Here is a 22927-nt window from a genome sequence, read left to right as displayed (position 1 = left end):
CACCAGCCACAGGGCCAGGTTTCACATCGGTCTGTTCGAGCGGCGCTTTTTCGTAGGGTGCGCCTTGCGCACCGGGGTGATCTCGCCGTGGCCCTGGTGCGCGCAGCGCACCCTACGTCCTGCTCACGCTCGGGCGCACCACCAGCCACAGGGCCAGGTTTCACATCGGTCTGTTCGAGCGGCGCTTTTTCGTAGGGTGCGCCTTGCGCACCGGGGCGATCTCGCGGTGGCCCTGGTGCGCGCAGCGCACCCTACGTTCTGCTCACGCTCGGGCGTACCACTAGCCACAGGGCCAGGGCGATCAGCAGGCAGCCGGGCAGGTAGTCCCAGCTCAGTGGTTCACCCAGTAGCAACGCGCCCCACAGCACGCCGAACGGCGGGATGAGGAAGGTGGTGGTGCTGGCCTTGATCGGCCCGATATCGCTCAGCAGACGGAAGTACAGCACGTAGGCGAACGCCGTGCAGAGCAGGCCGAGGCCAGCCAGTGACAGCCACACCTCGATGCCGCCCCAGCTCGCTGGCGGTTGCAGTGCCAGGCTGCCGGCCAGCAGTGGCAGGAGGAACAGGCTGGCGCCAAGCAGGCTGGCGAAGGCCGTCAGGCGATTGTCCAGGCCGCCCTGTTGGCCGATCCAGCGTCGCGTGAGAAAACCGGCAAAACCGTAGCAGGTGGTGGCCACCAGGCAGGCACCGGCGCCCAGCAGCAACTGCAAGTCGAAGGCGACCGGGCCGGTACGGGTCAGCACGGCGACGCCAAGCAGGCCGAGGAATACACCCAGGGCCTTGCTCGGGGTGATGCCTTCATGGAAGAACAAGGCGCCGATCATCACCCCCATCAAGGGCGTGGTGGCGTTGAAGATCGCCGAGTAGCCCGCCGGCAGGATCAGTGCCGCCAGGCAGTACATGGCCGAGGGCAGGCCGGCATTGATCACCCCGAGTACCAGGCAGATGCGCAATTTGCCGCGAAAGTCCCAGGGTGTGCGTAGCAGCAGGATCACGGCGAACAGCCCCAGTGCGCCGATACTGGCGCGGAAGAAGGCGGTCGGCATGCTGCCCAGTACCGGCGCGGCAATGCGCATGAAGAGGAAACTGGCGCCCCAGATGGCGGCGAGTAGTAGCAGGCGAAACAGATCAGTGCTGCGCAAGGCGAGGCATCCGGCAGATTGAGGGCGCGAGTGTTGCCGCTGGGCGAGCTTCTGGCAATCCGCATTGCGCTTTCAAAGCCTTGTCGCGGGCTCTGAGTGGATTGCACTGCCGGATTGCATCCGGGCTACGCTTTGTCGCTACACTCGGTTCACCCAGTGCATAGCGAGGTGCCTCCATGGGACAACAACGGCCGGCCGGCGAGATCGCGGCGTTGATTCTCGAGGGTTTCGACGACTACCGCGAGGATTTTCGCCAGATCACCGATGGGGCGCGTGCCCGTTTCGAGCAGGCGCAGTGGCAGGCAGCGCAGCAGGCTTCCGCGGCGCGCATCAACCTGTACGAGGAGAAGGTCGCGCAGACCCGCGAACGCCTGCTGCTGGACTTCGAGGCTGGTTCGCTGGAGGCGCAGCAGTGGCCGCTGGTGAAAAGCGCCTACATCAGCCTGATTGATCGGCGCTGCGACGACGAGCTGGCGGAAACCTGGTTCAACTCGATCTTCTGCAGCCTGTTCAGTCATGACCAGATCAACGACGAGTGCATGTTCATCCACACCACCCGGCCATCGCAGCGCAGCCAGAATGCCGTGGCGCAGACGCGCAGGTACTGGCCGCGAGGGGAACTGGGCGAAGCGCTGCAGGCCATCTTCCACGACTATCGCTTCGACGTGCCCTATGAGGATCTGCCGCGTGACCTGCAACGCCTGGAAGAGCAACTGCGTGCCAGCCTGCCGGACTGGATCTGCAAGGATCCGGAGCTGTGCATCGAGCTGTTTTCCTCGGTGCTCTACCGCAACAAGGGCGCCTACCTGATCGGCCGCATCTACACCCGCGACGAGCAATGGCCGCTGGCGATTCCCTTATTGCATCTGGAGGGGCAGGGCATCCAGGCCGATGCGGCGATCACCGACGAGGCCGAGGTGTCGATCATCTTTTCCTTCACCCGCAGTTATTTCATGGTGGAGGTGGCCATCCCCACCGAGTTCATCGGCTTTCTCAAACGCATCCTGCCGGGCAAGCACATCGCCGAGCTGTACACCTCGATCGGTTTCTACAAGCACGGCAAGTCCGAGTTCTACCGCGCCCTGATCGGCCACCTGGCCAGTACCGAGGACCGCTTCATCATGGCGCCGGGGGTGCGCGGCATGGTCATGAGCGTATTCACCCTGCCGGGCTTCAATACCGTATTCAAGATCATCAAGGACCGTTTCGCCCACGCCAAGACGGTGGATCGCAACACGGTGATCGAGAAGTATCGCCTGGTGAAAAGCGTCGACCGGGTGGGGCGTATGGCCGATACCCAGGAGTTCTCCGACTTCCGTTTTCCCAAGGCCAAGTTCGAGCCTGCATGCCTGGCTGAACTGCTCGAGGTGGCGCCCTCCACCGTGGTGCTGGAGGGCGACACAGTGTTGGTACGGCACTGCTGGACCGAACGGCGCATGACGCCACTCAACCTCTATCTGGAAAGTGCCAACGACGCGCAGGTGCGCGAGGCGCTGGACGATTACGGCCTGGCCATCAAGCAGCTTGCTGCGGCGAATATCTTCCCCGGTGACATGCTGCTGAAGAACTTCGGCGTCACCCGCCATGGTCGCGTGGTGTTCTATGACTACGACGAGATCTGTTTTCTCACCGAGGTGAATTTCCGTCATATACCGCCGCCACGTTTCCCCGAGGACGAGATGAGCGCCGAGCCCTGGTATTCGGTGGCACCCAATGACGTGTTCCCCGAGGAGTTCCCGCCTTTTCTGTTCGCCGATATCAAGCAGCGCCAGCTGTTCAGCAAGCTGCATGGCAATCTGTATGACGCCGATTACTGGAAACGATTGCAGGAGGCGATTCGCGCAGGCAAGGTGATCGACGTGTTCCCCTATCGGCGTAAGAGCCCGGTGATTTGACGGTGCTCGGTTGAAATCCGGGTCGCCCGGCCTAACAGGCCGTTGAAAAACGTAGGCGAGGCAGCCAGTGCAAGGCAAAAACAGGCGAAAAAGCGGAGTTTACGAGCTGTAAATGAGCATTTTGAGCCTGTTTTTAACGCAGCAATGGCAACGTAGGTAGTTTTTCAACAGCCTGCTAATCTGATAGTTGAGCCGTTGGCTCTTCCCTTTACTTGGCAGGAGGTCGTACCCATGCTCGCCAAGCTGCAAGAACAACTGCAAGCCCTGCTGCAGGCCCTCGGCCTCGTCCCGCAACCCCAGCCGATTCGTATCAGCGAGGCAGAGCAGGAGCGTCTACGGCGCGAAGCGCAGCAGCGCCGCTGAAGGTTTCAGGCGAGCTGGTGGACGTCGAACCAGGCGTCTATCAGCTCGCGCATCCGCTGTCCCGAAAAACTGGCGAAATGCCCGCCGTGCACGGTGCGCACGGGCAGCTCGCGCAGGCGCGCCAGGCTGTGCGCGTAATCCTCCAGGTTGGAATGGTAGGCGTCCTCGATCAGCGGCCCATCGTAGAGGATGTCGCCGGAAAACAGCGTTTGCGTACTCGCCTCCCACAGGCTGATGCCACCCGGTGAATGACCGGGTGTGTGCAGCACCTGTAACACTCGATCCCCCAGATCCAGCACATCGCCATCTTCGATCAGGCGCGTGGCCGGTGCCGCTCGCACGCGATATTCGGCGTAGCACAGCGGGCAGTCCGGGTGCGCCTCGAACATCTCGTCGCCAACGAAATCCGTGGCCAGGGTATTGGCGCCGTCCGGTGCGGCGAGGATATCGGCCTCGGCCGGATGCACCAGGCGCTCGGTGAATTCGTGATGCCCGGCAATATGGTCGAAGTGGCAATGGCTGGCCACCGCCAGCAGCGGCCTGTCGCTCAGCCAGGGCAGTTGTTCGCGCAGGCTGACCAGGCCGGAGCCCGAATCGATCAACACATCATGCCCGCGGCCCTGCACGTGCCACATGTTGCAGCGGTAGAAGGGGCGCACGTAGGGCTCGTGGATCAGGCAGATGCCGTCGTGGCGATGCTCTACCTCGAACCAGCGGTCACGGCTGACGATTTTCATGGCCCACCTCGTGGTTGTCTTGGCGTCGATTGCGGACGGCGAGCGGTAATCACCAGCCGTAGGGTGCGCTGTGCGCACCGCACACCACGCTACGCCAGCTGCACCCGTGGCACCAGCACCCAGCGTCGCAGCACTGCGTAGCTGACGGCGGTGATCAGGAACACCGGCAATGAAGCGCCCCAGGTCAGCGGTGCGACCCAGCCCCAGTAGTAGGCCAGTACCGCACCCAGGCCGTAGGCGACGAAGGCTGCCGGGTTGAAGCCGTTCAGGTAACGATAACGACCGCCGTCCTCGCTGAGCAGCTCGTCCACCGCGTATCGACCTTTGTGGATCAGGAAGTAGTCGGCGATCAGCACGGCGAAGGCGGGGATGAACACGCTGCCGATCACCAGTAAAAAGCTCTGGAAGTTGTCGAGAATGCCGGGGATCTGCGAACCCAGGATCGACAGCACACCAATGCACAGTGCTGGTTTCCAGAACGGGGTTTTCGGGCTGATGTTGAGGTACGACAGCGAGGCGCTGTAGACGCACATGACGTTGGTGGTCATCACCGAGAGGAAGACCACGAGGGCCGCTGGCAGGCCGAAGCCGAAACCGGCCAGCAGCACCGCCGGGTCGTAGGTTTGCTCCATGCCGGTGAGCACCGAGAAGCCCGACACCGTGGCGCCCAGGCCCATGGCCAGGAGGGTGGCGGCGACATAGCCGACCCAGGTACCGACCGCCGCCACGCCCTGACTGCGGCAGTTGCGGTTGTAGTCGGCGGCCAGCGGAATCCAGGAGAAGGCGGTGGCGATGACGATATCGAAGGCGATGCCGGGGGTGATCTCGTTACGTGGCTCGGTAGGCATGGCCAGGAGGCTGGCGAACTCGAACTTCTGTCCCATCACATAGAACACCGCAGCGGCCAGCAGGAGCATGCCGATGGCGGCCCAGCGCTCGACGCGCTCGATGCCCAGGTGGCCGCGCAGGGCGATCAGCAGCACCAGGGTTTCGCAGAAGATGGTGAACAGCGGCAGGTTGGAGTAGCCGGTCAGGTGCTCCACTGCATAGTTGAGGCTCATGCCGGCCAGCAGCGCCTGGATCCAGCTCCAGGCCAGCAGGGTCAGCAGGTTGACCAGCGACGGCAGCTTGGCGCCGCGCGAGCCGTAGCTGCCGCGTGCCAGCACCATGGTGGTGAGGCCCGAACGCTGGCCCATCAGGCCGACCAGCACCAGCGGCAGAATGCCGATACCCGAGCCGATCAGGACGATGAGCATGGCCTGGGTGAATTGCAGATCCGGCACCAGCAGCATGCCGGTGAGAATGGTGGTGACCACCACGTTGGCGCCCAGCCACAGGGCGATGGTGCCGCCCAGGCCGAGGCTGCGATGTGCCTTGTCGGTTGGCGTCAGGCCGTCCTGGCCGAAATGCTGGCTGAAATGCTTGAACATGGTGCGACTCCCCGATGCTTGATTGTTGGTCTTGGTAGAACGGCAGTCAGTGGTGGTGCTGAGTCTTGTGGTTATGCCCGTCGCCCGGATGCGGTCCGGGTGGGGGAATGTCGCGGCTAAAGCCCCACCCACGGCAAGCGCTATAGCCCTGTGGGAGGGGCTTTAATCGGGTAGGGTGGATGACGCCTTTTTCATCCACCATTGCAGTTGGTGGATGGGTGAAGCGTCATCCACCCTACGAAGGTGTAGGAGCGGCTTTAGCTGCGATCGATCCAGTCAGGGATGAAAGGGCGCGGCCTCCTGTACTTCGATGATCAGGGGGCGGTCTTCGGGGGCGCCGCGCAGCAGCTCGACCAGATGGGCATGGTCGCGCGCACGTTCGGCGACGCAGCCGAAGCCACGGGCGATGGCCAGCAAATCCGGGGTGTAGATATCGACGCCGATGGGCTTGATGTCGCGGCGCTGCATGTAGCGCTTGATCTCGCCATAGCCGGTGTTGTTCCACAACAGCACGATGATGCCGATCCGCGCCTCCACGGCGCTGGCCAGCTCGGCGATGGTGAACTGGATGCCGCCGTCGCCCATCAGACTGATCACCGGCCGCGTCGGTTCGGCCAGCTTGGCGCCGATGGCCGCCGGCAGGCCGTAGCCGAGAGTGCCGTAGCCGGTGGAGGCGTTGAACCAGCGCCGCGCACCGTCCAGCTCGACCAGATGATTGCCGCTGTACACGGTCTGCGTCGAGTCGCCGACGAAGCGCGCAGTGGGCAGGGCGTCGAGCATGCAATCGAACAACTGGCGGTAATGCGCCCAACTGGCGAAGTCTTCGGTCAAGCGCGCCTGTACGGCGGCGGTGCGCTGGGCACCGGGGCTGTCTGCGCTGACCTGGCGCGGGGCGAACTCGGCCAGCAGCATGCGCATGGCCAGCCGCGCATCGCCCTGGATCGCCAGGTGCGGGGTGAAGTTGCGCTGCAGTTGCTGGGCGTCGATGTCGATGCGGATCAGCCGGCCAGGCAGGCGGAAGTCGCCATCGAACACCACGTCGTAGTCGGTCTCGCCCAGTTCGGTGCCGATGGCCAGCACCACATCGGCGTCCAGTGCCAGGTCGCGCACCGGGCGCAGCGACTGGTTGCTGCCCAGCAACAGCGGATGGCCCGGCGGCAGCAGGCCTTTGGCATTGATGGTCAGGGCGGTGGGCGCATCCAGCACGGCGGCCAAGGCGCGCGCCTCGGCCTCGGCGGCGACGCAGCCACCGCCGAGCAGCAGCAATGGGCGCTCAGCCTGCTTGAGCAGTCCGGCCGCTTCGCGAATCAGCGTGCGATTCGGCGCCGGGCGTCGTAGCACCTGCCGTGGTGCGACAGCCATATGCGTGGCGTCGGCGGTGATGATGTCCAGCGGCAGCTCGATATGCACCGGGCGCGGCCGTTCGCCCTCGAATACGGCGAAGGCGCGTGCCAGTACACCAGGCAATTCCTCGACGCTCATCAGGGTATGGCTGAAGGCACTCACGCCCGCCACCATGGCGCGCTGGTTGGGCAGTTCATGCAGATAGCCCTTGCCCAGGCCGAGACGATCACGCTCGTTGACGCTGGAGATCACCAGCATCGGGATCGAGTCGGCGTAGGCCTGGCCCATGGCGGTGAGGATATTGGTCATCCCCGGCCCGGTGATGATGAAGCACACACCAGGCTTGCCCGAGACCCGCGCATAGCCATCGGCCATGAAGCCTGCGCCCTGTTCGTGGCGCGGGGTGACATGGCGGATGCCGCTCGCCGGCAGGCCACGGTAGAGCTCGACGGTGTGCACGCCAGGGATGCCGAATACGGTGTCGACGCCCCAGGCCTGGAGTTGCCTGACGAGAAATTCGCCGCAGGTGCTCATGCTCAGATCCTCGTGATGACGTCAGCCAACGATCCAGTGCGCCATCAGCGCGATGATCGGCAGGGTGATCAGGGTGCGGATGATGAAGATGACGAACAGCTCCAGCAGGTTCAGCGGCAGCTTGGCCTTGAGGATCAGCACGCCCACTTCGGACATGTAGATCAGTTGGGTCAGCGACACGCAGGCCACCACGAAACGGGTCAGCTCGCTGTCTATGCCCTTGCCCAGCACCGCTGGCAGGAACATGTCGGCGAAGCCCACCAGCATGGCCGGCGCGGCCTTGGCCGCTTCCGGCAGTTGCAGGGCTTCGAGCAGGGGCACGAAGGGATAGGACAGCCAGTTGAAGATCGGCGTGAACTCGGCAATCGCCAGGGAAAGGGTGCCGATGGCCATGACCAGCGGCAGCAGGCCGAGCCAGATATCCACCACGTTGTGCACGCCGATCTTGACCATCTGCGCCGGCGAGGGATTGGCATTGGCGCGCTGAACCGCCTGGGTCAGCCCCCAGCGCAGCAGCGAGGTGCCGGCCGGCACGTCTTCCTGGATCTGCTTGCCGACGCCGGCGACATACTCATCCTTCTTCCACGACAGCGGCGGAATGCGCGGGGTGATGATGGCGGCAGCGAGGCCGGCGACCACCACGGTTAGGTAGAAGGGCACGAACAGGTGATCGATTTTCATGAAGCTGGTGATCAGCAGGCTGAAGGCGATCGAGGCGATGGAGAAGTTGGTGGCGATCACCGCGGCTTCCCGCGCGCTGTAGAAACCCTTCTGATACTGCTGAGCGGTAATCAGCACACCGACGGTGCCGGAGCCGAGCCAACTGGCGATGGCGTCGATGGCCGAGCGCCCGGGTAGACCGAAGATCTTGCGAAACACATTACGTACGATGGTGCCGATGAACTCCATCAGGCCGTAATCGGTGAGCAGCGGCAGGATCAGCCCGGCTACCAGGAAGAAGGTGATCAGCACCGGCGCCAGGTCTTTCAGCACCACGCCGCCAGTGTTGGCACTCCAGATCCATTCCGGGCCGAACTGCCAGAAGGTCATGGCCGCGAACAGCGCGCCGAGCAGGCGCAGGCCGAGCCATAGCGGGTGCAGGTTGAACAGCTCGTTCAGCGCGCGCCGTTCGGTGATCCAGCCTGGCTTGAACAGCGTACCAAGTACGCCGAGCACGGCCGAGAGCAGCAACAGCGCGGTGGCGATGGCGGGTAGCTGGTCGCTGACCAGCGCCTTGAGTGCATCGGCCATCACGCCGAGGCCGATGGTCACTTTCTCTTCATAGACGATGGGGGTGAGAAACAGCAGCACGCCGAGCAACGAGGGGATCAGGAATATCAGCAACTGGCGCAGGCTGTAGGAGGTGGCGCTCGGCGACGGGTCATCCGTCAGCGGCAAGGTTTCTTCGCGATTCATCTGGGCACTCTGATTGTTGTTGTAGGGATGTACCGGGTGTCGTGACGAACACCCGGGTGGGCAGGGCAACCTGGGTCAGCGGCGCTGTACCCCAGGCAGTACGCAGAGCATCTCGTACAGCAGGTTGGCACCGAGCAACGAGGTGTTGCCGGTGGTGTCGTAGGGCGGCGAGACCTCCACCAGATCGCCGCCGATCAGATCCAGGCCCTGGCAGCCGCGGATGATCTCCATGGCCTGGATGGTGGTCAGGCCGCCGATTTCCGGAGTGCCGGTGCCGGGCGCCCAGGCCGGGTCGATGCCGTCGATGTCGAAGGACAGGTACACCGGGCCGCCGCCGACCTTCTCGCGCACCTCGGCCATCAACGGCGCCAGCGACTGGTGCCAGCACTCTTCGGCCTGTACCACGCGGAAACCCTGCTTGCGGCTCCAGTTGAAATCCTCGGCGGTATAGCCCTGGGCGCGCAGGCCGATCTGCACCACGCGCTGGCTGTCGAGCAGGCCTTCTTCCTGGGCGCGGCGGAAGGTGGTGCCGTGGGCGATCTTCTCGCCGAACATGTGGTCATTCACATCGGCGTGGGCATCGACATGCACCAGGCCGATCTTGCCGTGTTTCTTGTGCAGGGCGCGCAGGATCGGCAGGGTGATGGTGTGATCGCCGCCCAGGGTCAGTGGCTTGATGCCGAATTCGACGATCTCGTCGTAGGCCTCTTCGATGATGCGCACGGCGTCGAGCAGGTTGAAGGTGTTGATCGCCACATCGCCGATGTCGGCCACGTTCAGCGAGTCGAAGGGGGCGGCGCCGGTGGCCATGTTGTAGGGGCGGATCATCACCGACTGGGCGCGGATCTCGCGCGGGCCGAAGCGGGTGCCGGAGCGCAGCGAGGTGCCGATATCCAGCGGCACGCCGACGAAGGCGGCATCGAGCTGGCGTTTGTCCTCGGGGCTCTGGATGTGGGGCAGGCGCATCATGGTGGCGATGCCGCCGAAACGGGGCATTTCGTTGCCGCCCAGGGGCTGATGAAAAACCTTGTCCATGGGAAGGCCTCACGGTTGTTGTGGTTGTAGGAATCGTTGGCCGGATTCTTGGCCAGGCACCTTCAGGGAAAAATCGGCAGGGGCAAAAACTTAGTTCAGAGATTTCTAAACTAATGGCCGGCGGGATAGAGTGGTGCGCGCGGCGCACCCTCCCTGACCTCGGCGGCCCGCCGTAGGGTGCGCCGTGCGCACCATCGATATCTGACGAGAAAGTCATGACCAGCCCCTTGCCCGATCTGAAACTGCTGCGCATCTTTGCCAGCGTGGTACGCCACCAGGGCTTCGCCGCTGCGCAGCAGGAGCTGAACCTGTCCACTTCTGCGATCAGCACCTACATGAGCCAGCTGGAGACCCAGCTTGGCATCGTACTTTGTCACCGTGGCCGTGGCGGTTTCAGCCTGACCAGCAAGGGCGAGCTGTTTCACCAGGAAACCCTGCGCTTGCTCGGCGAGCTGGAGGGCTTCGAGCGCTATTCGGCGGCGCTCAAGGGCGAGTTGCGCGGCACCCTCAACCTCGCTGTGCTGGACTCCACCGTCAGCGATCCGGCGCTGCCCTTGGCCGAGGTGATCGGCGCCTACAGCCAGGAGCATCCTGGTGTGCATCTGCACCTGTCGGTGATGAGCCCCTACGAGCTGCAACTGGCGGTACTGGACAACCGTCTGGATCTGGCCATCGGCGCCTTCTCCACGCGCATGAACGGCCTGGTCTACCAGCCGCTGTACCGCGAGCAGCACTGGTTGTACTGCAGCGAACGGCACGCGCTGTTCGCCCAGCGGCGCATCCCGGCGGAGCTGATCACCCAGCAGCGCATGGTCGGCCGCGGCTACTGGAGCCAGGCCGAGCTGGCTCGTCATGGCTTCAAGCACAGTGCGGCGACGGTGGAGTCGATGGAGGCGCAACTGATTCTGGTGCTGTCCGGGGCCTATATCGGCTACCTGCCGGAGCACTACGCCCAGCACTGGGTGGATCTGGGACGGCTGCGTGTGCTATCGCCTGCGACCTTCGGCTATCAGGCGCCGTTCTCGTTGATCCTGCGGCGCGGCCGCGCGCGTGAACCGCTGATCCAGACCTTTCGCGATCTGCTCAAGGCGCAGCTCAATCCGGGCGATCGTTAACAGGCTGTTGAAAAACGTAGGCGAGGCAGGCAAGACAATACCGATGGCGGCCCCGCAAAAACAGCCGAAAAAGCGCAGTTTACGTGTTGTAAATGAGCATTTTGACTGGGCTCGCACGCGAGGCCGTTTTTAACGCAGCATTGCCAACGCAGGTAGTTTTTCAACGGCCTGTTGTTAAAGTCCTTTGGCGACTGGTCGAAAGCCTGAAAGCCACTGTTCATCAGGGGGTTACGACTAATCGCCGATTAGCGATCCTCTGGCGCTGTGCTACTACTTAAAAAAGCTGTAATTCTGACCCCACCGAGATCGCCCATGCGCCAGAATTTGCCTGTGACCCAGCGTGAACGCACCTTTGCTGCCGATGAACGCCTTATCTCCACCACCGACATGGATAGCCGGATCACCTACTGCAATGACGCATTCGTCGCAATCAGCGGTTTCACCCGCGAAGAGCTGATTGGTCAGCCGCACAACCTCGTACGCCATCCCGATATGCCGCCCTCGGTGTTCGGCCATATGTGGGAGACCATCAAACAGGGCAAGCCCTGGATGGGTATCGTCAAGAACCGGGCGAAGAATGGCGATTTCTACTGGGTCAGCGCCTATGTCACGCCGGTTTACGAGGCTGGGCGCATGGTCGGTTACGAGTCGGTGCGCTCGCTGCCCAGCGAGGCGCAGAAGCGCAGGGCGGAAGCACTCTACGCCCGCCTGCGTGAAGGCAAACCTGCAGTGCCGGCCTTCGAGCGCTGGACCTACAGCCTGGTGCGCTCCTGGCCTTTGATCCTGGCAGCGGCGGTCATCCTGGCAGCCGAAACCGTCATGACGGATTGGCTGCTGGTCGGCTTCACCTTCGCCATGATGGTCGCTCTGGGCGCCTATCAGTTGCACCGTACCCGGACACTGATCATGCGTACCCTCGACGAGCACCCCAAGGCCTTCACCAGTGACCTGGTGGCCCTGACCTACAGCGATAACCGGGGCGCTCAGGCGCTGCTCGATCTGGCCATGATCAGTGAGGAGGCGCGTCTGCAGACTGCGCTGACCCGTCTGGAAGATGCCGGCGAGAACGTCAAACGGCGGGCGACGCAGGCCTCCGAACTGGCCAGTGCCGGGGCCGGCCTGCTCGATCAGCAGCGTGCCGAGACGGATCAGTCCGCCACCGCCATCAATGAAATGGCCGCCACCATTCAGGAGGTGGCGCACAACGTGCAGAACACCTCGCATGCCGCCGGTGAGGCGGATCGTCTGGCCCAGGAGGGGCGCGACCTGGCCAACGGCAGCCTGGACTCCATGCGGCAGATGGCCCAGGCGGTCACCGATATCGGTCATGCGGTCAATGAGCTGGCCAATTCCACCCAGTCCATCGGCAGCGTGGCAGACGTGATCACCTCGATTGCCGAACAGACCAACCTGCTGGCGCTCAATGCGGCCATCGAAGCGGCCCGTGCCGGTGAGCAGGGGCGGGGCTTCGCCGTGGTGGCCGATGAGGTGCGTTCCCTGGCGTCGCGTACCCGGGAATCCACCGAGCAGATCCACCAGATCATTTCCGCTCTGCGCGCGGGGGCCGATCGTGCCGTGGCCACCGCTTCGCGGGGCGAGGAGATTTCCCGGGGCAGCGTGGACAGCGTGGAGTCGGTGAAGAATGCGCTGGAGGGCATCAGCGAAGCGGTGAGCCGCATTTCCGGCATGAGCCAGCAGATGGCATCCGCTTCCGAGGAGCAGAGCCACGTGGCCGAGGACATCAGCCGGCAGATCACCCGCATCGCCCAGCTCTCGGAAAACAGCGCTTCGCAGGCCCATCAGGGCGCGGCCATCAGCCGTGAGCTGGAAGAGATGGCCGACTATCTGCACAGTCTGGCGGAGCGTTTCAACCGCTGACGGAACTGGCGGAGGCAATTCGGGCAAGTTCCCGGATTGCATCCGGGCTACGCCTGCGGCCGGCGTTCATGGCACACTGCGCGGCATGCCTCGTCCGACCTGTTGCCGCTGCCAGCGCCCGCTCAGCCGTTGCCTGTGCCCGCTGATTCCCGATCTCGATAGCCAGACCCGGTTGCTGATCCTGCAGCACCCGAGCGAGGCTGCGCACGCGCTCAATACGGCGCGCCTGGCGGCGCTGGGGCTGCGCAATGCCGAGTTCCGGGTGGGCGAGGTATTCGACGAACTGCCGCAATGGCTGGCGCGGCCGGGGTATCAGGCCTGTCTGTTGTTTCCAGGCGAGCACGCAGCGCCGCTGGCGCCACGCCAAGCAGGGCAATTGCCGTTGCTGTTGGTGGTGCCGGACGGCACCTGGCGCAAGGCGCGCAAGCTCTTGCATCTCAACCCGCTGCTGGCGGCCTTGCCGCGTGTCAGCCTGAGCAATGCGCCGGCATCGCGCTACCGCTTGCGCAAGGCACCGCAGGCGGACGCGCTGTCGACCATCGAAGCTATCGTCAGCGCGCTGGAGACGCTGGAAGCGCCGAGCTGCTTCCAGGCGCTGCTACGGCCCTTCGATGCCCTGATCGAAGGGCAGATCGCGGCTATGGGCGAGCAGACCTACAGGCGTAATCACGTCAGGGACTGAGCCTGGCGTTCAGGCGGCGAAGCGCTGCTGCAGATAAGCAATGATCGCATTGGATTCGTACAGCCAGGTGCTCTGGCCGTTTTCCTCGATGCGCAGGCAGGGCACCTTGATGCGACCACCTTGCTGTTCCAGTGCCTGGCGATGCTGGGCATCGTTCTTGGCATCGCGCAGCTCCACCGGCAGGTCGAGGCGGTGCAGGGTGCGCCGTACCTTGACGCAGAAGGGGCAGGCGCGGAACTGATACAGCGCCAGGTCGGCCGTGGCGCGTTGCACCTCGGCCTGGGCCTCGGCACTGCGTTTGAGCTTGCGTGGGCGGCTGACCCAGTCGGCGAAGATGACCAACTGGCCAAGGCCGATGCGCAGGGCTTTGAGCAACATCTGGGAACTCCTGAAAATGCAGGCGGCCGGGCACCGAGGTGTGCGGCCGTCGTGAAAAGAGGTGGGCTCAGCGAACGAGATTGAGGAATTCGCCGCGGGTTGCCGGGTTGCTGCGGAACTCGCCGAGCATCACCGAGGTGACCATGGAGGAGTTCTGCTTCTCCACGCCGCGCATCATCATGCACATGTGCTGGGCCTCGATAACCACCGCCACACCCAGGGCGCCGGTGACCTGCTCGATCGCCTCGGCGATCTGCCGGCTGAGGTTTTCCTGGATCTGCAGGCGGCGGGCGTACATGTCGACGATACGGGCCACCTTGGACAGGCCGAGCACCTTGCCGTTGGGCAGGTAAGCGACATGAGCCTTGCCGATGAACGGCAACATATGATGCTCGCACAGGGAATACAGCTCGATGTTCTTGACCAGCACCATCTCGCTGTTGTCTGAGCTGAACAGGGCGCCGTTGGTGACTTCCTCCAGCGTCTGCTGGTAGCCGCGGCAGAGGTACTGCATGGCTTTGGCGGCACGCTTTGGCGTGTCCAGCAGACCCTCGCGGGAGACGTCCTCGCCGAGCTGGCCGAGGATGGCGGTGTAGTGGTTTTCCAGGGACATGGCGCTTCCTGTTGAGTAACGAAGGGCGCAGGGTAGGGTGCCGCTGCGTGCCTGGCAAGGGCGATCAGTATTCGTCGCGGCCATCCATCATGGTGCGCTTGAGAATCACATACACCGCGCCAGTGCCGCCGTGTTTGGCCTGGCAGGAGGTGAAGCCGAGCACCTGGGGATGCTGGCGCAGCCAGGTGTTGACGTGGCTCTTGATCAGCGGTTTGCGCCCGTCCATGCGCGCGGCCTTGCCATGGGTCACGCGCACGCAACGCACTTCCAGCTTGGTGGCCTCGGCGATGAACTCCCAGAGGGTGTCGCGCGCTTTCTCCACGCTCATGCCGTGCAGGTCGAGGCTGCCGTCGAAGGGGATCTGGCCGAGCTTGAGCTTGCGCATCTGGCCTTCCTGCATGCCGTTGGCGGCCCAGTACAGGGCGTCCTCGGCGCCGACGTCGATGACGAACTGATCGGACAGGCCATCCACCTTGATCTCGCCCTGGCTGATGGTCGCTGCCTGGCGCAAGGCGCCCAGTTGCTTGCGGTCGGCCCTGGGCTTGCCGGTGTCGGCGCGGTCGTACTTGATGGGCTTGACGCCACGCAGTTCGGCCTGGAAGAGAGAAAGATCGTCGTCTTGCATGGAAGGGCTCCGCGAATCAGGCGGATAGTTTATGGCCTGCTGCCTCTGGCGGCCAGCCTGAGGGGCTTGGGGGGGGCTTGATACCGGACTGGCAAGTTTGTGTGTTGGTTGGTTGTTGGTTGTTGGTTGCTTGGGTGTTTGTTCCGGATTGTCGCGTTTTTGCTGATGTTTTCGGTTTCGCCCTCCCGGGCGAGTCACTTTTGGGGCAAAAGTAACCAAAACCTCCGCCCTTTCATCCGGCCCTGGCTGCGCCAGGGTTCGCTCACTCCATCGCCGCTCCAGAGGCCCGCCGCGGTGGGCCATCCATGGCCCATCGCGGCTTTCGCGGCATCCATGCCGCTCAGCCTCTTCCACGACGATTGCGTTCGCCCTCCTGGGCGGGCTCTGCACGCGCCTGAACCTGAGGTAACTCCCAGGGAGTCTGCGTGCTTGATTGGGGGCAGCCGTAGGGCGGACTCAGGAGCCTAAGCGAACAGTCCGCCGGGCCATGCCGAGTTCGGCACCGCAACTTACGTCCCGTACTCCCAGCGGCGTACTGCTTCGCGAGTACGCCCTACACGAGTGAAAGTTTTGGTTTAACTCAACGGCCACGTCGTAGTTCCCCCATTACCAGAGCACGCCGAGCATATCCCGGAATGCCGGTTCGTTCAGGCGCGCTAACTCCCCCTTCAGGAGGCCGAACGTAGGCATTGCGCAGGGGGCGAGCGGCATGGATGCCGCGAGAGGCTTGAAGGGCCATGGATGGCCCTTGCAAGCCGACCCCGGAGCGGTGCTGGAGTGAGGGAAGTCTCGCGAAGCGAGACCCGGATGGTGGGGGTGCGTTTCTTTTGCTTACTTTTCTTTGCGCATTTCAAAGAAAAGTGAGTCGCCCGAGGGGGCGAAACCCGGAATATCTGAAAACACCCAAAGCGGCGTCCGGAACACCAGACCAGGACAACAAGACCACACACAAACTTGCCAGTCCGGTATCAAGACCAATGCTCAGGGCATTCCACGAATGACCCCAAAACAACCCAGACAGTGTCTTGTCTTTCAGCCACGCTTCTTCAGCAAATGAGGGGACAGCCCCAAATCACCAGGCCGGCGCAGACGGCGCCGGCAGCGGCGCCAGAAGGCGATCCCGGCCCAGAACAGAAACAGACCCAGCACGAGCACCACCAAAGCCTCGCCCACGGTGTCGTTGAGCGAGCCCAGGCGCGGAGCGCGCCCGGCCAGCGAGGCGACGCCGGCCATCGCCAGGAGCGTGCCGAGGGCGGCGAACAGCGCGCCCAGGGCTGCGCCGATACGCAAGCGCCAAGGCTTGGCGTGGCGCGGGCGCAGTCGGCTTGCGTCGAAATCGTCGGACAGTTTCATTGCGGCCTTCCTCGCAGACTGTCGGCGGTAAGACCCACAGGCCTTACCGGGGTTCCGCCTTGGTGGGCCCGCGCCTCAGACCAGCGACTTGGCGTGGGCCACCAGGGTGGCGAAGTTGTCACCCAGGGCGATCATCTCGATCCGGTGCACCTCGTCAGCGGCGATCACGCTGCCGTCCGGTGCCGGCAGATCACGGGTGGCGCAGGCGGCATCGACCAGGGTACAGCGATAACCATAGTCCTTGGCGGCGCGCACCGTGGTACTGATGCTCGAATGGGTCATGAAACCGCAGACGATCAGGTTGAGATGGCCGAGGCTCTGCAGGCGGTCATGCAGCTCGGTGCCGGCAAAGGCGTTGGGCAGGCGTTTTTCCACCACGATCTCGCCGGGCAGCGGTTCGGCTTCCGGCAGATGGCGGCCGCGTGGGCCGCTGGGGTCGAGCAGGCCGCCGGGAATGCCCAGGTGCTTGACGTGGACGATGGGCGTGCCGGCACTGCGCGCGGCGGCCAGCAGCGAGGCGATTTCCGCCAGCGCGGCATCCAGGCCCGGCAGGGCGAGTACGCCGCTGCGATATTCTTCTTGAGCATCGATGATCACCAGGGTCGCATTGCTCAGACTGGCCGCTGCATGGCCACGGCCGGTGAGCTGGAACATGGTTTGCGGACGGGACATCTCGGGCTCCTGGTCGATGGTGATGATGTGCCATTGTCCGCTTGCCAGCGCGGGATGTGAACCTCTTGCGCGGCATTAGTTGCTGAGGTAAAGAGCAAGGGTGGTTCGGAACCTGCCAGGAAAGCAGGTGGTCACAGGCAAAAGGAGTTGCTCATGTCCTTCATCTCTCATCTATCCCCCTATCTCTGGCTGCTGTTCTCGTTGGCGGTGTCCATCGCGGTGCTGCGCGAGTTGCGGCGCCCGTCGCAGGAGCGACGTTCGTCTTCCGAGCGCGAGTAAGCGGGCACAGTGTGATCCGGTTCGGCTAGACTGCGTGATTTTTTCACCCGGAGGCCGCCCATGACCGCTCCCATCACCCGTTTACGCACCCTGCGCGACTATATCCGCTGGGCTGTCAGCCGCTTCCAAGCCAATCAGTTGTTCTTCGGCCATGGCACCGACAATGCCTGGGACGAGGCGCGTCAACTGGTGCTCGGTGCTCTGCATCTACCCTGGGAAATCAACGATGCCTACCTCGACTGCCGGCTCGAGGATGACGAGCATGCCCATCTGCAGGCCTTGCTCAAACGTCGTATCGAGGAACGTGTGCCCACCGCCTATCTGCTGGGCGAGGCCTGGTTCTGCGGCTTGCCGTTCATCGTCGACGAGCGCGTGCTGGTGCCGCGTTCACCCATTGCCGAACTGATCGATCGACATTTCGCCCCCTGGCTGCCCACCGAGCCGGCACGGGTGCTGGATCTGTGCACGGGTTCCGGTTGCATCGGCATCGCTTGCGCCTACGAGTTTCCCGAGGCGGAGGTGGTGCTCGCCGACCTGTCGTTCGATGCGCTGGAGGTGGCCAACCGGAACATCGAGCATCATGGCCTGCAAGAGCGCGTCTATTGCGTGCAGGGCGACGGTTTCGCCGGGCTGCCGGCGCAGCGTTTCGACCTGATCGTCTCCAACCCGCCCTATGTCGATGCCGAGGATTTCGCCGACATGCCCGCCGAGTACCAGCACGAGCCGGCCATGGGCCTGGCCTGCGGCGACGATGGCCTGGATCTGGTGCGGCGCATGCTGGCCGAGGCGGCCGATCACCTCACCGAGCGTGGTGTGCTGGTCGTCGAGGTGGGCAACAGCCAGGTGCATGTCGAGGCGCTGTACCCGGAGGTGGATTTCACCTGGCTGGACTTCCAGCGCGGTGGTCATGGCGTGTTCCTGCTGGCGGCCAAGCAGTGCCGTGAACATCAGGCGCTGTTCCGTTCGCGCCTCGCAGGCTGATTCCCCGGTGAGCACGGCGCGCTCTACGGTAGAGCGAACACAGAGCGTAGGGTGGATGTCGCTTTTCACATCCACCAAAACGGTGGATCGATAGAGCGCGATCCACCCTACGCAACTTGGTGCGCGTGGCGCACCCTACGGGCGTTGCGGATGACGTAGGGTGCGCTGTGCGCACCACGAGCCTCTAACGCGTGGCAATCCAGATCAGCAGCCCGGCCTGAAACAGGCTGAAGGCCACCAGGCAGGTGATGGTGAAGCGCAGGCTGCTGTCTTCGCGTTTGAGGCGATCCGCGTGTTCCTGCAGCTTGCGCAGCGCCTTGTCCTGTTCCTGCAGGTTCTGATCGGCCTGCTGGAGCATCGCCGCTGCATCCAGCGGTTCGATGATCTGCACTTTCTCGGTGTGCCAGTCACCATGCAGCGAGCTGACCCGCGGCGCACTGTAAAAAGGCTTGAGCTGCAGCGGGTCGCTGTACTCGATGGTGAAGCCCTGAGCCTTCAGTGCATGATCGCGGCGGGCGATGGCGGCTGCGTTGAAGTTGTCCTTGGTTGGCAGGGCGCCGCCTTCGACGCTGTAGTGGGCAAAACGCTTGCGCGCCCAGGCGATGCCCTGAGCCAGCATGAAACGCCCCAGGCCACGGTTGGCCGGCTCGACGCTGAGGCCCTTGTCCGGGCCAAAGCGTATTTCCTTGAGCTGGTGATTGGCCCAGACTTCCAGCAGGTTCTGTTCGCCATGCAGGCGTTGCCCCGGCACCTGCAGGGTCAGGCGCAGCAGGCTGAGGCTGCGTGCATGGCGCTCGACTCGGCCTAGCTGGACGAAGCGCAAGGGGCGGGCGCCGGTTTCGCGATCCACCGGCAGGGGCGCCAGGCGCAGCAGCTTGAAGTGCTCGGCCGGCAGATTGGCCCAGGGGTGAATGCTGGGCGTTTCGCTGGCGGCTTCTTCAGTCGATTCAGCAGGCGTGGGTTCGGCCTCTGGGGCTGGGTTTTCGCTCATGGGCGTCCTGCGTATGATCAATGCGTTCAGCGGTTTATCGGCCGTTTTCCTCCGCGCTGGAGCGAATGAAGGCGACGATGCGTTCACCCAGCGCGCGGGCCAAGGGTAGCTGCGGATCGTTGTAGGATGCCAGTTGTTCCTTCCAGGGTGCCGGGGTGATGCGCATGACGTGGTTCATGCCGGGGATCAGCGCCAGCTCGGCATCGGGCTTGGCCTGCTTGAGCAACTCGGCGTTCTCCGGGCTGACCTGGGCGTCGTGGGTGCCCTGGACGATCAGCGCGGGGATGCGCAGGGCCGCGAAGTTGGCTGCCGGATCCTGGCGCAGCAGGCTGATCAGATAGGGCTGCACGCTGGGACGATAGATCGCCTGCAACTCCTTGGGTACCTCTGGCTGCAGCTTGCCGCGGATCAGGTTGGCGAGGATGTGCCGGCTCTCGTCCAGCAGCGGCGGTGGCAGACGCATGGCCAGTTGCATGTCCAGCACCTGGCCGATGGGCAGGGCAGGGCCGGCGATGGACACCAGGGCATCGGCCTGACCGTCCTGCGCGGCCAGGCTGGCGATCAGCGCACCCTCGCTGTGGCCGATGAGGATGAGCCGGTCGAAGCGCGGGTCGCTCTTGAGCTGCCTGGCCCAGCCCTGGGCATCGGCCACGTAGCGCTCGACGCTGAGGTCGCGTTCGTCTGGAGTGGCTGCGCGGCTGGCGGCCACACCGCGCTTGTCGTAGCGCAGACTGGCGATGCCGTTGCGCGCCAGCACCCGTGCCAGCTTCTCCAACGCATCGTTATGGCCGCCTTCGGGGTTGTTACCGTTGCGGTCGGTGGGGCCGGAGCCGGCGATCAGCAACGCCACCGGCAGCGGTTGGTCGCTTTGTGGCAGCAGCAGGCTGCCGTACAGGGTGCCCTGGTCGGTGTCGAGGCTGACGGGCAGTTGTCGCGTGGTACTGGCCTGGGCCAGGCCGGTGATCAGGGTGAGGGTCAAGAGCAGGGCTCGCAGCATGATGAGAGGGCTGTAGTGGCAGACTGGCATTGGACGTATCCGAATGGCCAAGGTTCGGGATGAACTGCAAGTTCTCGGCAGGTATACTCGCCCACCTTGTGAATCGGGCCTGCGCAGCGCCGGGCCTGAGCTGAATTTCGCGGAGCCTCGTCCCATGTCCGGCAATACCTACGGCAAGCTGTTCACCGTCACCACCGCTGGCGAAAGCCATGGCCCGGCCCTGGTCGCCATCGTCGACGGTTGCCCGCCGGGCCTGGAGCTGTCGCTGGAAGACATGCAGCGCGACCTCGACCGGCGCAAGCCTGGCACCAGCCGCCATACCACGCAGCGCCAGGAAGCCGACGAGGTGGAGATCCTTTCCGGGGTGTTCGAGGGCAAGACCACCGGCTGCGCCATCGGCCTGCTGATCCGCAACACCGATCAGAAGTCCAAGGATTATTCGGCGATCAAGGATCTGTTCCGCCCAGCCCATGCCGATTACGCCTACCACCACAAGTATGGCATCCGCGACTACCGCGGCGGTGGCCGCAGCTCGGCGCGGGAAACCGCCATGCGCGTGGCGGCCGGCGCCATCGCCAAGAAGTACCTGGCCAGCCAGGGCATCGTCATTCGTGGCTACATGAGCCAGCTCGGCCCCATCGAGATTCCCTTCAAGACCTGGGATTCGGTGGAGGAAAACGCCTTCTTCAGCCCCGACCCGGACAAGGTGCCGGAGCTGGAGGCCTACATGGATCAACTGCGTCGCGACCAGGATTCGGTCGGGGCGAAGATCACCGTGGTCGCCGAAGGGGTGATGCCGGGCCTGGGCGAGCCGGTCTTCGACCGCCTCGACGCCGAGCTGGCCCACGCGCTGATGAGCATCAACGCGGTCAAGGGCGTGGAGATCGGCGCCGGCTTCGCTTGCGTCGCCCAGCGCGGTACCGAGCACCGCGACGAGCTGACCCCGGAAGGTTTCCTCTCCAACAATGCCGGCGGCATTCTCGGCGGCATCTCCAGCGGCCAGCCGATCGTCGCCCACCTGGCGCTCAAGCCGACCTCCAGCATCACCACGCCGGGGCGTTCCATCGACGTCGACGGCAACCCGGTGGACATGATCACCAAGGGCCGTCACGACCCTTGCGTCGGCATCCGCGCCACGCCCATCGCCGAGGCGATGATGGCCATGGTGCTGATGGATCACCTGCTGCGCCACCGCGCGCAGAACGCCGACGTGCGCGTTACCACGCCCGTACTGCCGCAGCTATGAGCGGCAAGCTGCAAGCCGCAAGCTACAGGCCAGAGCGGTGCTTTCCTGCAGCCTGCGGCCTGTAGCCTGTGGCTGCTCTTCCGTACTGGCGCCTGTCCGGCTTCTATTTCTTCTACTTCGCTCTGTTGGGCGGGACGGCGCCTTTTCTGGCGTTGTACTTCGACCATTTGGGCTTCTCCCCGGCACGCATCGGTGAGCTGATCGCCATTCCCATGCTGATGCGCTGCGTGGCGCCGAACCTGTGGGGCTGGCTGGGGGATTACAGCGGCCAGCGCCTGTTGATCGTGCGCTTCGGCGCGCTGTGCACCCTGGCCTGCTTCGCCGGAATCTTTCTCGACCAGAGCTATGCCTGGCTGGCGCTGATCATGGCCACTCACGCTTTTTTCTGGCATGCAGTGCTACCGCAGTTCGAGGTGATCACCCTGGCTCATCTGCGTGAGCAGGCGGCGCGTTACAGCCAGATCCGCCTGTGGGGCAGTATCGGCTTCATCGTCGCGGTGGTCGGCCTCGGTCTGCTGTTCGAGTGGCTGAGCCTGGACGCCTATCCGGCGGCGCTGGTGGTGATCATGGCGGGTATCGTCGCCGGCAGCTTCTGGGTGCCCAATGCGCAACCCTTGCAGCGGCCGAACACGGCGGAGCAGGGCGGCTTCCTGCGCCAGTTGCGGCGCCCCGGCATTGCTGCCTTCTACCTCTGCGTGGCGCTGATGCAGCTGAGCAATGGCCCCTACTACACCTTCCTCAGCCTGCATCTGGAAGGCGTCGGCTACAGCCGGGGCGCCATCGGCCTACTCTGGGCGCTGGGGGTGGTGGCGGAGATCGTCCTGTTCCTGTTCATGGCGCGCTTGCTACAACGCTATTCGCTGCGCAGCGTGTTGCTGGCCAGCTTCCTGATCACCGCAATACGCTGGCTGCTGCTGGGCAACCTGGCCCAGCACCTGCCGCTGCTGTTGCTGGCGCAGTGCATGCACGCCGCCACCTTCGGCGCCTTCCATGCCGCCTGCATCCATTTCGTCCAGCGCAGTTTCGCTGATCGCCAGCAAGGCCAGGGGCAGGCGCTCTATGCCAGCCTGGCCGGTATCGGTGGTGCCCTGGGGGCGCTGTATGCCGGCTATAGCTGGAAGAGCCTGGGCTCGGGCTGGACCTTCGCCATCGCCAGTCTGGTAGCCTTGCTCGCAGCCATCATCATCGCCAGCCGCTTGCCGCCCGAGCGGCCCTGAATCG

At 64.2% G+C, this 22927-nt stretch carries 21 protein-coding genes and 2 pseudogenes; 10 read left to right on the top strand and 13 right to left on the bottom strand.

Going from position 1 to position 22927, the window contains the following annotated elements:
• Nucleotides 1-251: 251 nt before the first annotated feature.
• Nucleotides 252-1142 (bottom strand): DMT family transporter, encoded by an 891-nt coding sequence (locus tag ACSVIK_RS21685; protein WP_442446266.1) that lies wholly within the window; start codon nucleotides 1140-1142, stop codon nucleotides 252-254.
• Nucleotides 1143-1318: 176 nt separating this feature from the next.
• On the opposite strand from ACSVIK_RS21685, the gene aceK reads away from it, so the two are divergent.
• Nucleotides 1319-3037: a bifunctional isocitrate dehydrogenase kinase/phosphatase gene (gene aceK, locus ACSVIK_RS21680; protein WP_442446265.1), complete on the top strand. Its 1719-nt coding sequence runs from the start codon at nucleotides 1319-1321 to the stop codon at nucleotides 3035-3037.
• 231 nt (nucleotides 3038-3268) lie between these two features.
• A complete protein-coding gene (locus ACSVIK_RS21675) occupies nucleotides 3269-3400 on the top strand; it encodes a PA1414 family protein (RefSeq protein ID WP_316916220.1) in 132 nt (43 codons plus the stop codon).
• A 5-nt stretch (nucleotides 3401-3405) separates the two neighbouring features.
• Here ACSVIK_RS21675 and ACSVIK_RS21670 read toward each other — a convergent pair whose 3' ends face one another.
• From ACSVIK_RS21670 to speB, 5 genes are all read right to left on the bottom strand, one after another.
• Nucleotides 3406-4137: an MBL fold metallo-hydrolase gene (locus tag ACSVIK_RS21670; protein ID WP_442446264.1), complete on the bottom strand. Its 732-nt coding sequence runs from the start codon at nucleotides 4135-4137 to the stop codon at nucleotides 3406-3408.
• An 89-nt stretch (nucleotides 4138-4226) separates the two neighbouring features.
• Complete coding sequence (locus ACSVIK_RS21665) at nucleotides 4227-5567, bottom strand: purine-cytosine permease family protein (RefSeq protein WP_442446263.1); 1341 nt, start codon at nucleotides 5565-5567, stop codon at nucleotides 4227-4229.
• Between the two features lie 276 nt (nucleotides 5568-5843).
• Nucleotides 5844-7445: a 5-guanidino-2-oxopentanoate decarboxylase gene (locus ACSVIK_RS21660; RefSeq protein ID WP_442446262.1), complete on the bottom strand. Its 1602-nt coding sequence runs from the start codon at nucleotides 7443-7445 to the stop codon at nucleotides 5844-5846.
• Between the two features lie 21 nt (nucleotides 7446-7466).
• Nucleotides 7467-8861, bottom strand: a complete 1395-nt coding sequence (locus ACSVIK_RS21655) for a YjiH family protein (protein ID WP_442446261.1) — start codon at nucleotides 8859-8861, stop codon at nucleotides 7467-7469.
• Between the two features lie 75 nt (nucleotides 8862-8936).
• Complete coding sequence (speB, locus tag ACSVIK_RS21650; protein WP_442446260.1) at nucleotides 8937-9896, bottom strand: agmatinase; 960 nt, start codon at nucleotides 9894-9896, stop codon at nucleotides 8937-8939.
• A gap of 215 nt (nucleotides 9897-10111) precedes the next feature.
• Between speB and ACSVIK_RS21645 the strand changes: the two genes are divergently transcribed.
• The 4 genes and pseudogenes from ACSVIK_RS21645 to ACSVIK_RS21630 all read left to right on the top strand — a co-directional run bounded on the left by ACSVIK_RS21645 (nucleotide 10112) and on the right by ACSVIK_RS21630 (nucleotide 13571).
• On the top strand, nucleotides 10112-11011 hold the full coding sequence (locus tag ACSVIK_RS21645) for a LysR family transcriptional regulator (protein ID WP_442446259.1): 900 nt from the start codon (nucleotides 10112-10114) through the stop codon (nucleotides 11009-11011).
• 312 nt (nucleotides 11012-11323) lie between these two features.
• Nucleotides 11324-11605: pseudogene (locus ACSVIK_RS21640) on the top strand (PAS domain-containing protein); the annotation flags it as partial.
• A 309-nt stretch (nucleotides 11606-11914) separates the two neighbouring features.
• Nucleotides 11915-12889: pseudogene (locus ACSVIK_RS21635) on the top strand (methyl-accepting chemotaxis protein); the annotation flags it as partial.
• Nucleotides 12890-12974: 85 nt separating this feature from the next.
• Nucleotides 12975-13571: a tRNA-uridine aminocarboxypropyltransferase gene (locus ACSVIK_RS21630; protein ID WP_442446258.1), complete on the top strand. Its 597-nt coding sequence runs from the start codon at nucleotides 12975-12977 to the stop codon at nucleotides 13569-13571.
• A gap of 9 nt (nucleotides 13572-13580) precedes the next feature.
• On the opposite strand, the gene ACSVIK_RS21625 is transcribed toward ACSVIK_RS21630, so the two are convergent.
• The 5 genes from ACSVIK_RS21625 to ACSVIK_RS21605 form a co-directional block, all read right to left on the bottom strand.
• Nucleotides 13581-13949, bottom strand: coding sequence for a glutathione S-transferase N-terminal domain-containing protein (locus ACSVIK_RS21625; protein ID WP_442446257.1), 369 nt, complete (start codon nucleotides 13947-13949; stop codon nucleotides 13581-13583).
• Between the two features lie 67 nt (nucleotides 13950-14016).
• A complete protein-coding gene (gene folE, locus ACSVIK_RS21620; protein ID WP_268183559.1) occupies nucleotides 14017-14562 on the bottom strand; it encodes a GTP cyclohydrolase I FolE in 546 nt (181 codons plus the stop codon).
• Between the two features lie 64 nt (nucleotides 14563-14626).
• Nucleotides 14627-15187, bottom strand: coding sequence for a Smr/MutS family protein (locus ACSVIK_RS21615; protein ID WP_442446256.1), 561 nt, complete (start codon nucleotides 15185-15187; stop codon nucleotides 14627-14629).
• Nucleotides 15188-16219: 1032 nt separating this feature from the next.
• Nucleotides 16220-16540, bottom strand: coding sequence for a hypothetical protein (locus ACSVIK_RS21610; protein ID WP_442446255.1), 321 nt, complete (start codon nucleotides 16538-16540; stop codon nucleotides 16220-16222).
• Nucleotides 16541-16615: 75 nt separating this feature from the next.
• The gene (locus ACSVIK_RS21605) at nucleotides 16616-17212 is read right to left on the bottom strand and encodes a cysteine hydrolase family protein (protein ID WP_442446254.1); all 597 of its coding nucleotides are present in this window, start codon (nucleotides 17210-17212) and stop codon (nucleotides 16616-16618) included.
• 153 nt (nucleotides 17213-17365) lie between these two features.
• Here ACSVIK_RS21605 and ACSVIK_RS21600 point away from each other — a divergent pair, with 153 nt between their 5' ends.
• Nucleotides 17366-17491: a hypothetical protein gene (locus ACSVIK_RS21600; RefSeq protein WP_268183568.1), complete on the top strand. Its 126-nt coding sequence runs from the start codon at nucleotides 17366-17368 to the stop codon at nucleotides 17489-17491.
• Nucleotides 17492-17551: 60 nt separating this feature from the next.
• The gene (prmB, locus tag ACSVIK_RS21595; protein WP_442446253.1) at nucleotides 17552-18472 is read left to right on the top strand and encodes a 50S ribosomal protein L3 N(5)-glutamine methyltransferase; all 921 of its coding nucleotides are present in this window, start codon (nucleotides 17552-17554) and stop codon (nucleotides 18470-18472) included.
• Nucleotides 18473-18656: 184 nt separating this feature from the next.
• On the opposite strand, the gene ACSVIK_RS21590 is transcribed toward prmB, so the two are convergent.
• Entirely contained in the window at nucleotides 18657-19463 is an 807-nt protein-coding gene (locus ACSVIK_RS21590) for a hypothetical protein (protein WP_442446252.1), read from the bottom strand.
• Between the two features lie 34 nt (nucleotides 19464-19497).
• Nucleotides 19498-20490 (bottom strand): alpha/beta hydrolase, encoded by a 993-nt coding sequence (locus ACSVIK_RS21585; RefSeq protein WP_442446251.1) that lies wholly within the window; start codon nucleotides 20488-20490, stop codon nucleotides 19498-19500.
• A 124-nt stretch (nucleotides 20491-20614) separates the two neighbouring features.
• Here ACSVIK_RS21585 and aroC point away from each other — a divergent pair, with 124 nt between their 5' ends.
• Complete coding sequence (gene aroC, locus ACSVIK_RS21580; RefSeq protein ID WP_442446250.1) at nucleotides 20615-21706, top strand: chorismate synthase; 1092 nt, start codon at nucleotides 20615-20617, stop codon at nucleotides 21704-21706.
• A gap of 68 nt (nucleotides 21707-21774) precedes the next feature.
• Nucleotides 21775-22923, top strand: coding sequence for an MFS transporter (locus tag ACSVIK_RS21575; RefSeq protein WP_442446249.1), 1149 nt, complete (start codon nucleotides 21775-21777; stop codon nucleotides 22921-22923).
• The last annotated feature ends 4 nt before the right edge of the window (nucleotides 22924-22927 follow it).

Origin of the sequence: Pseudomonas sp. NCHU5216, from assembly GCF_052156495.1 — a bacterium.
Taxonomy (GTDB): Bacteria; Pseudomonadota; Gammaproteobacteria; order Pseudomonadales; family Pseudomonadaceae; genus Aquipseudomonas.
This window is presented reverse-complemented; position numbering and strand designations above follow the sequence as displayed.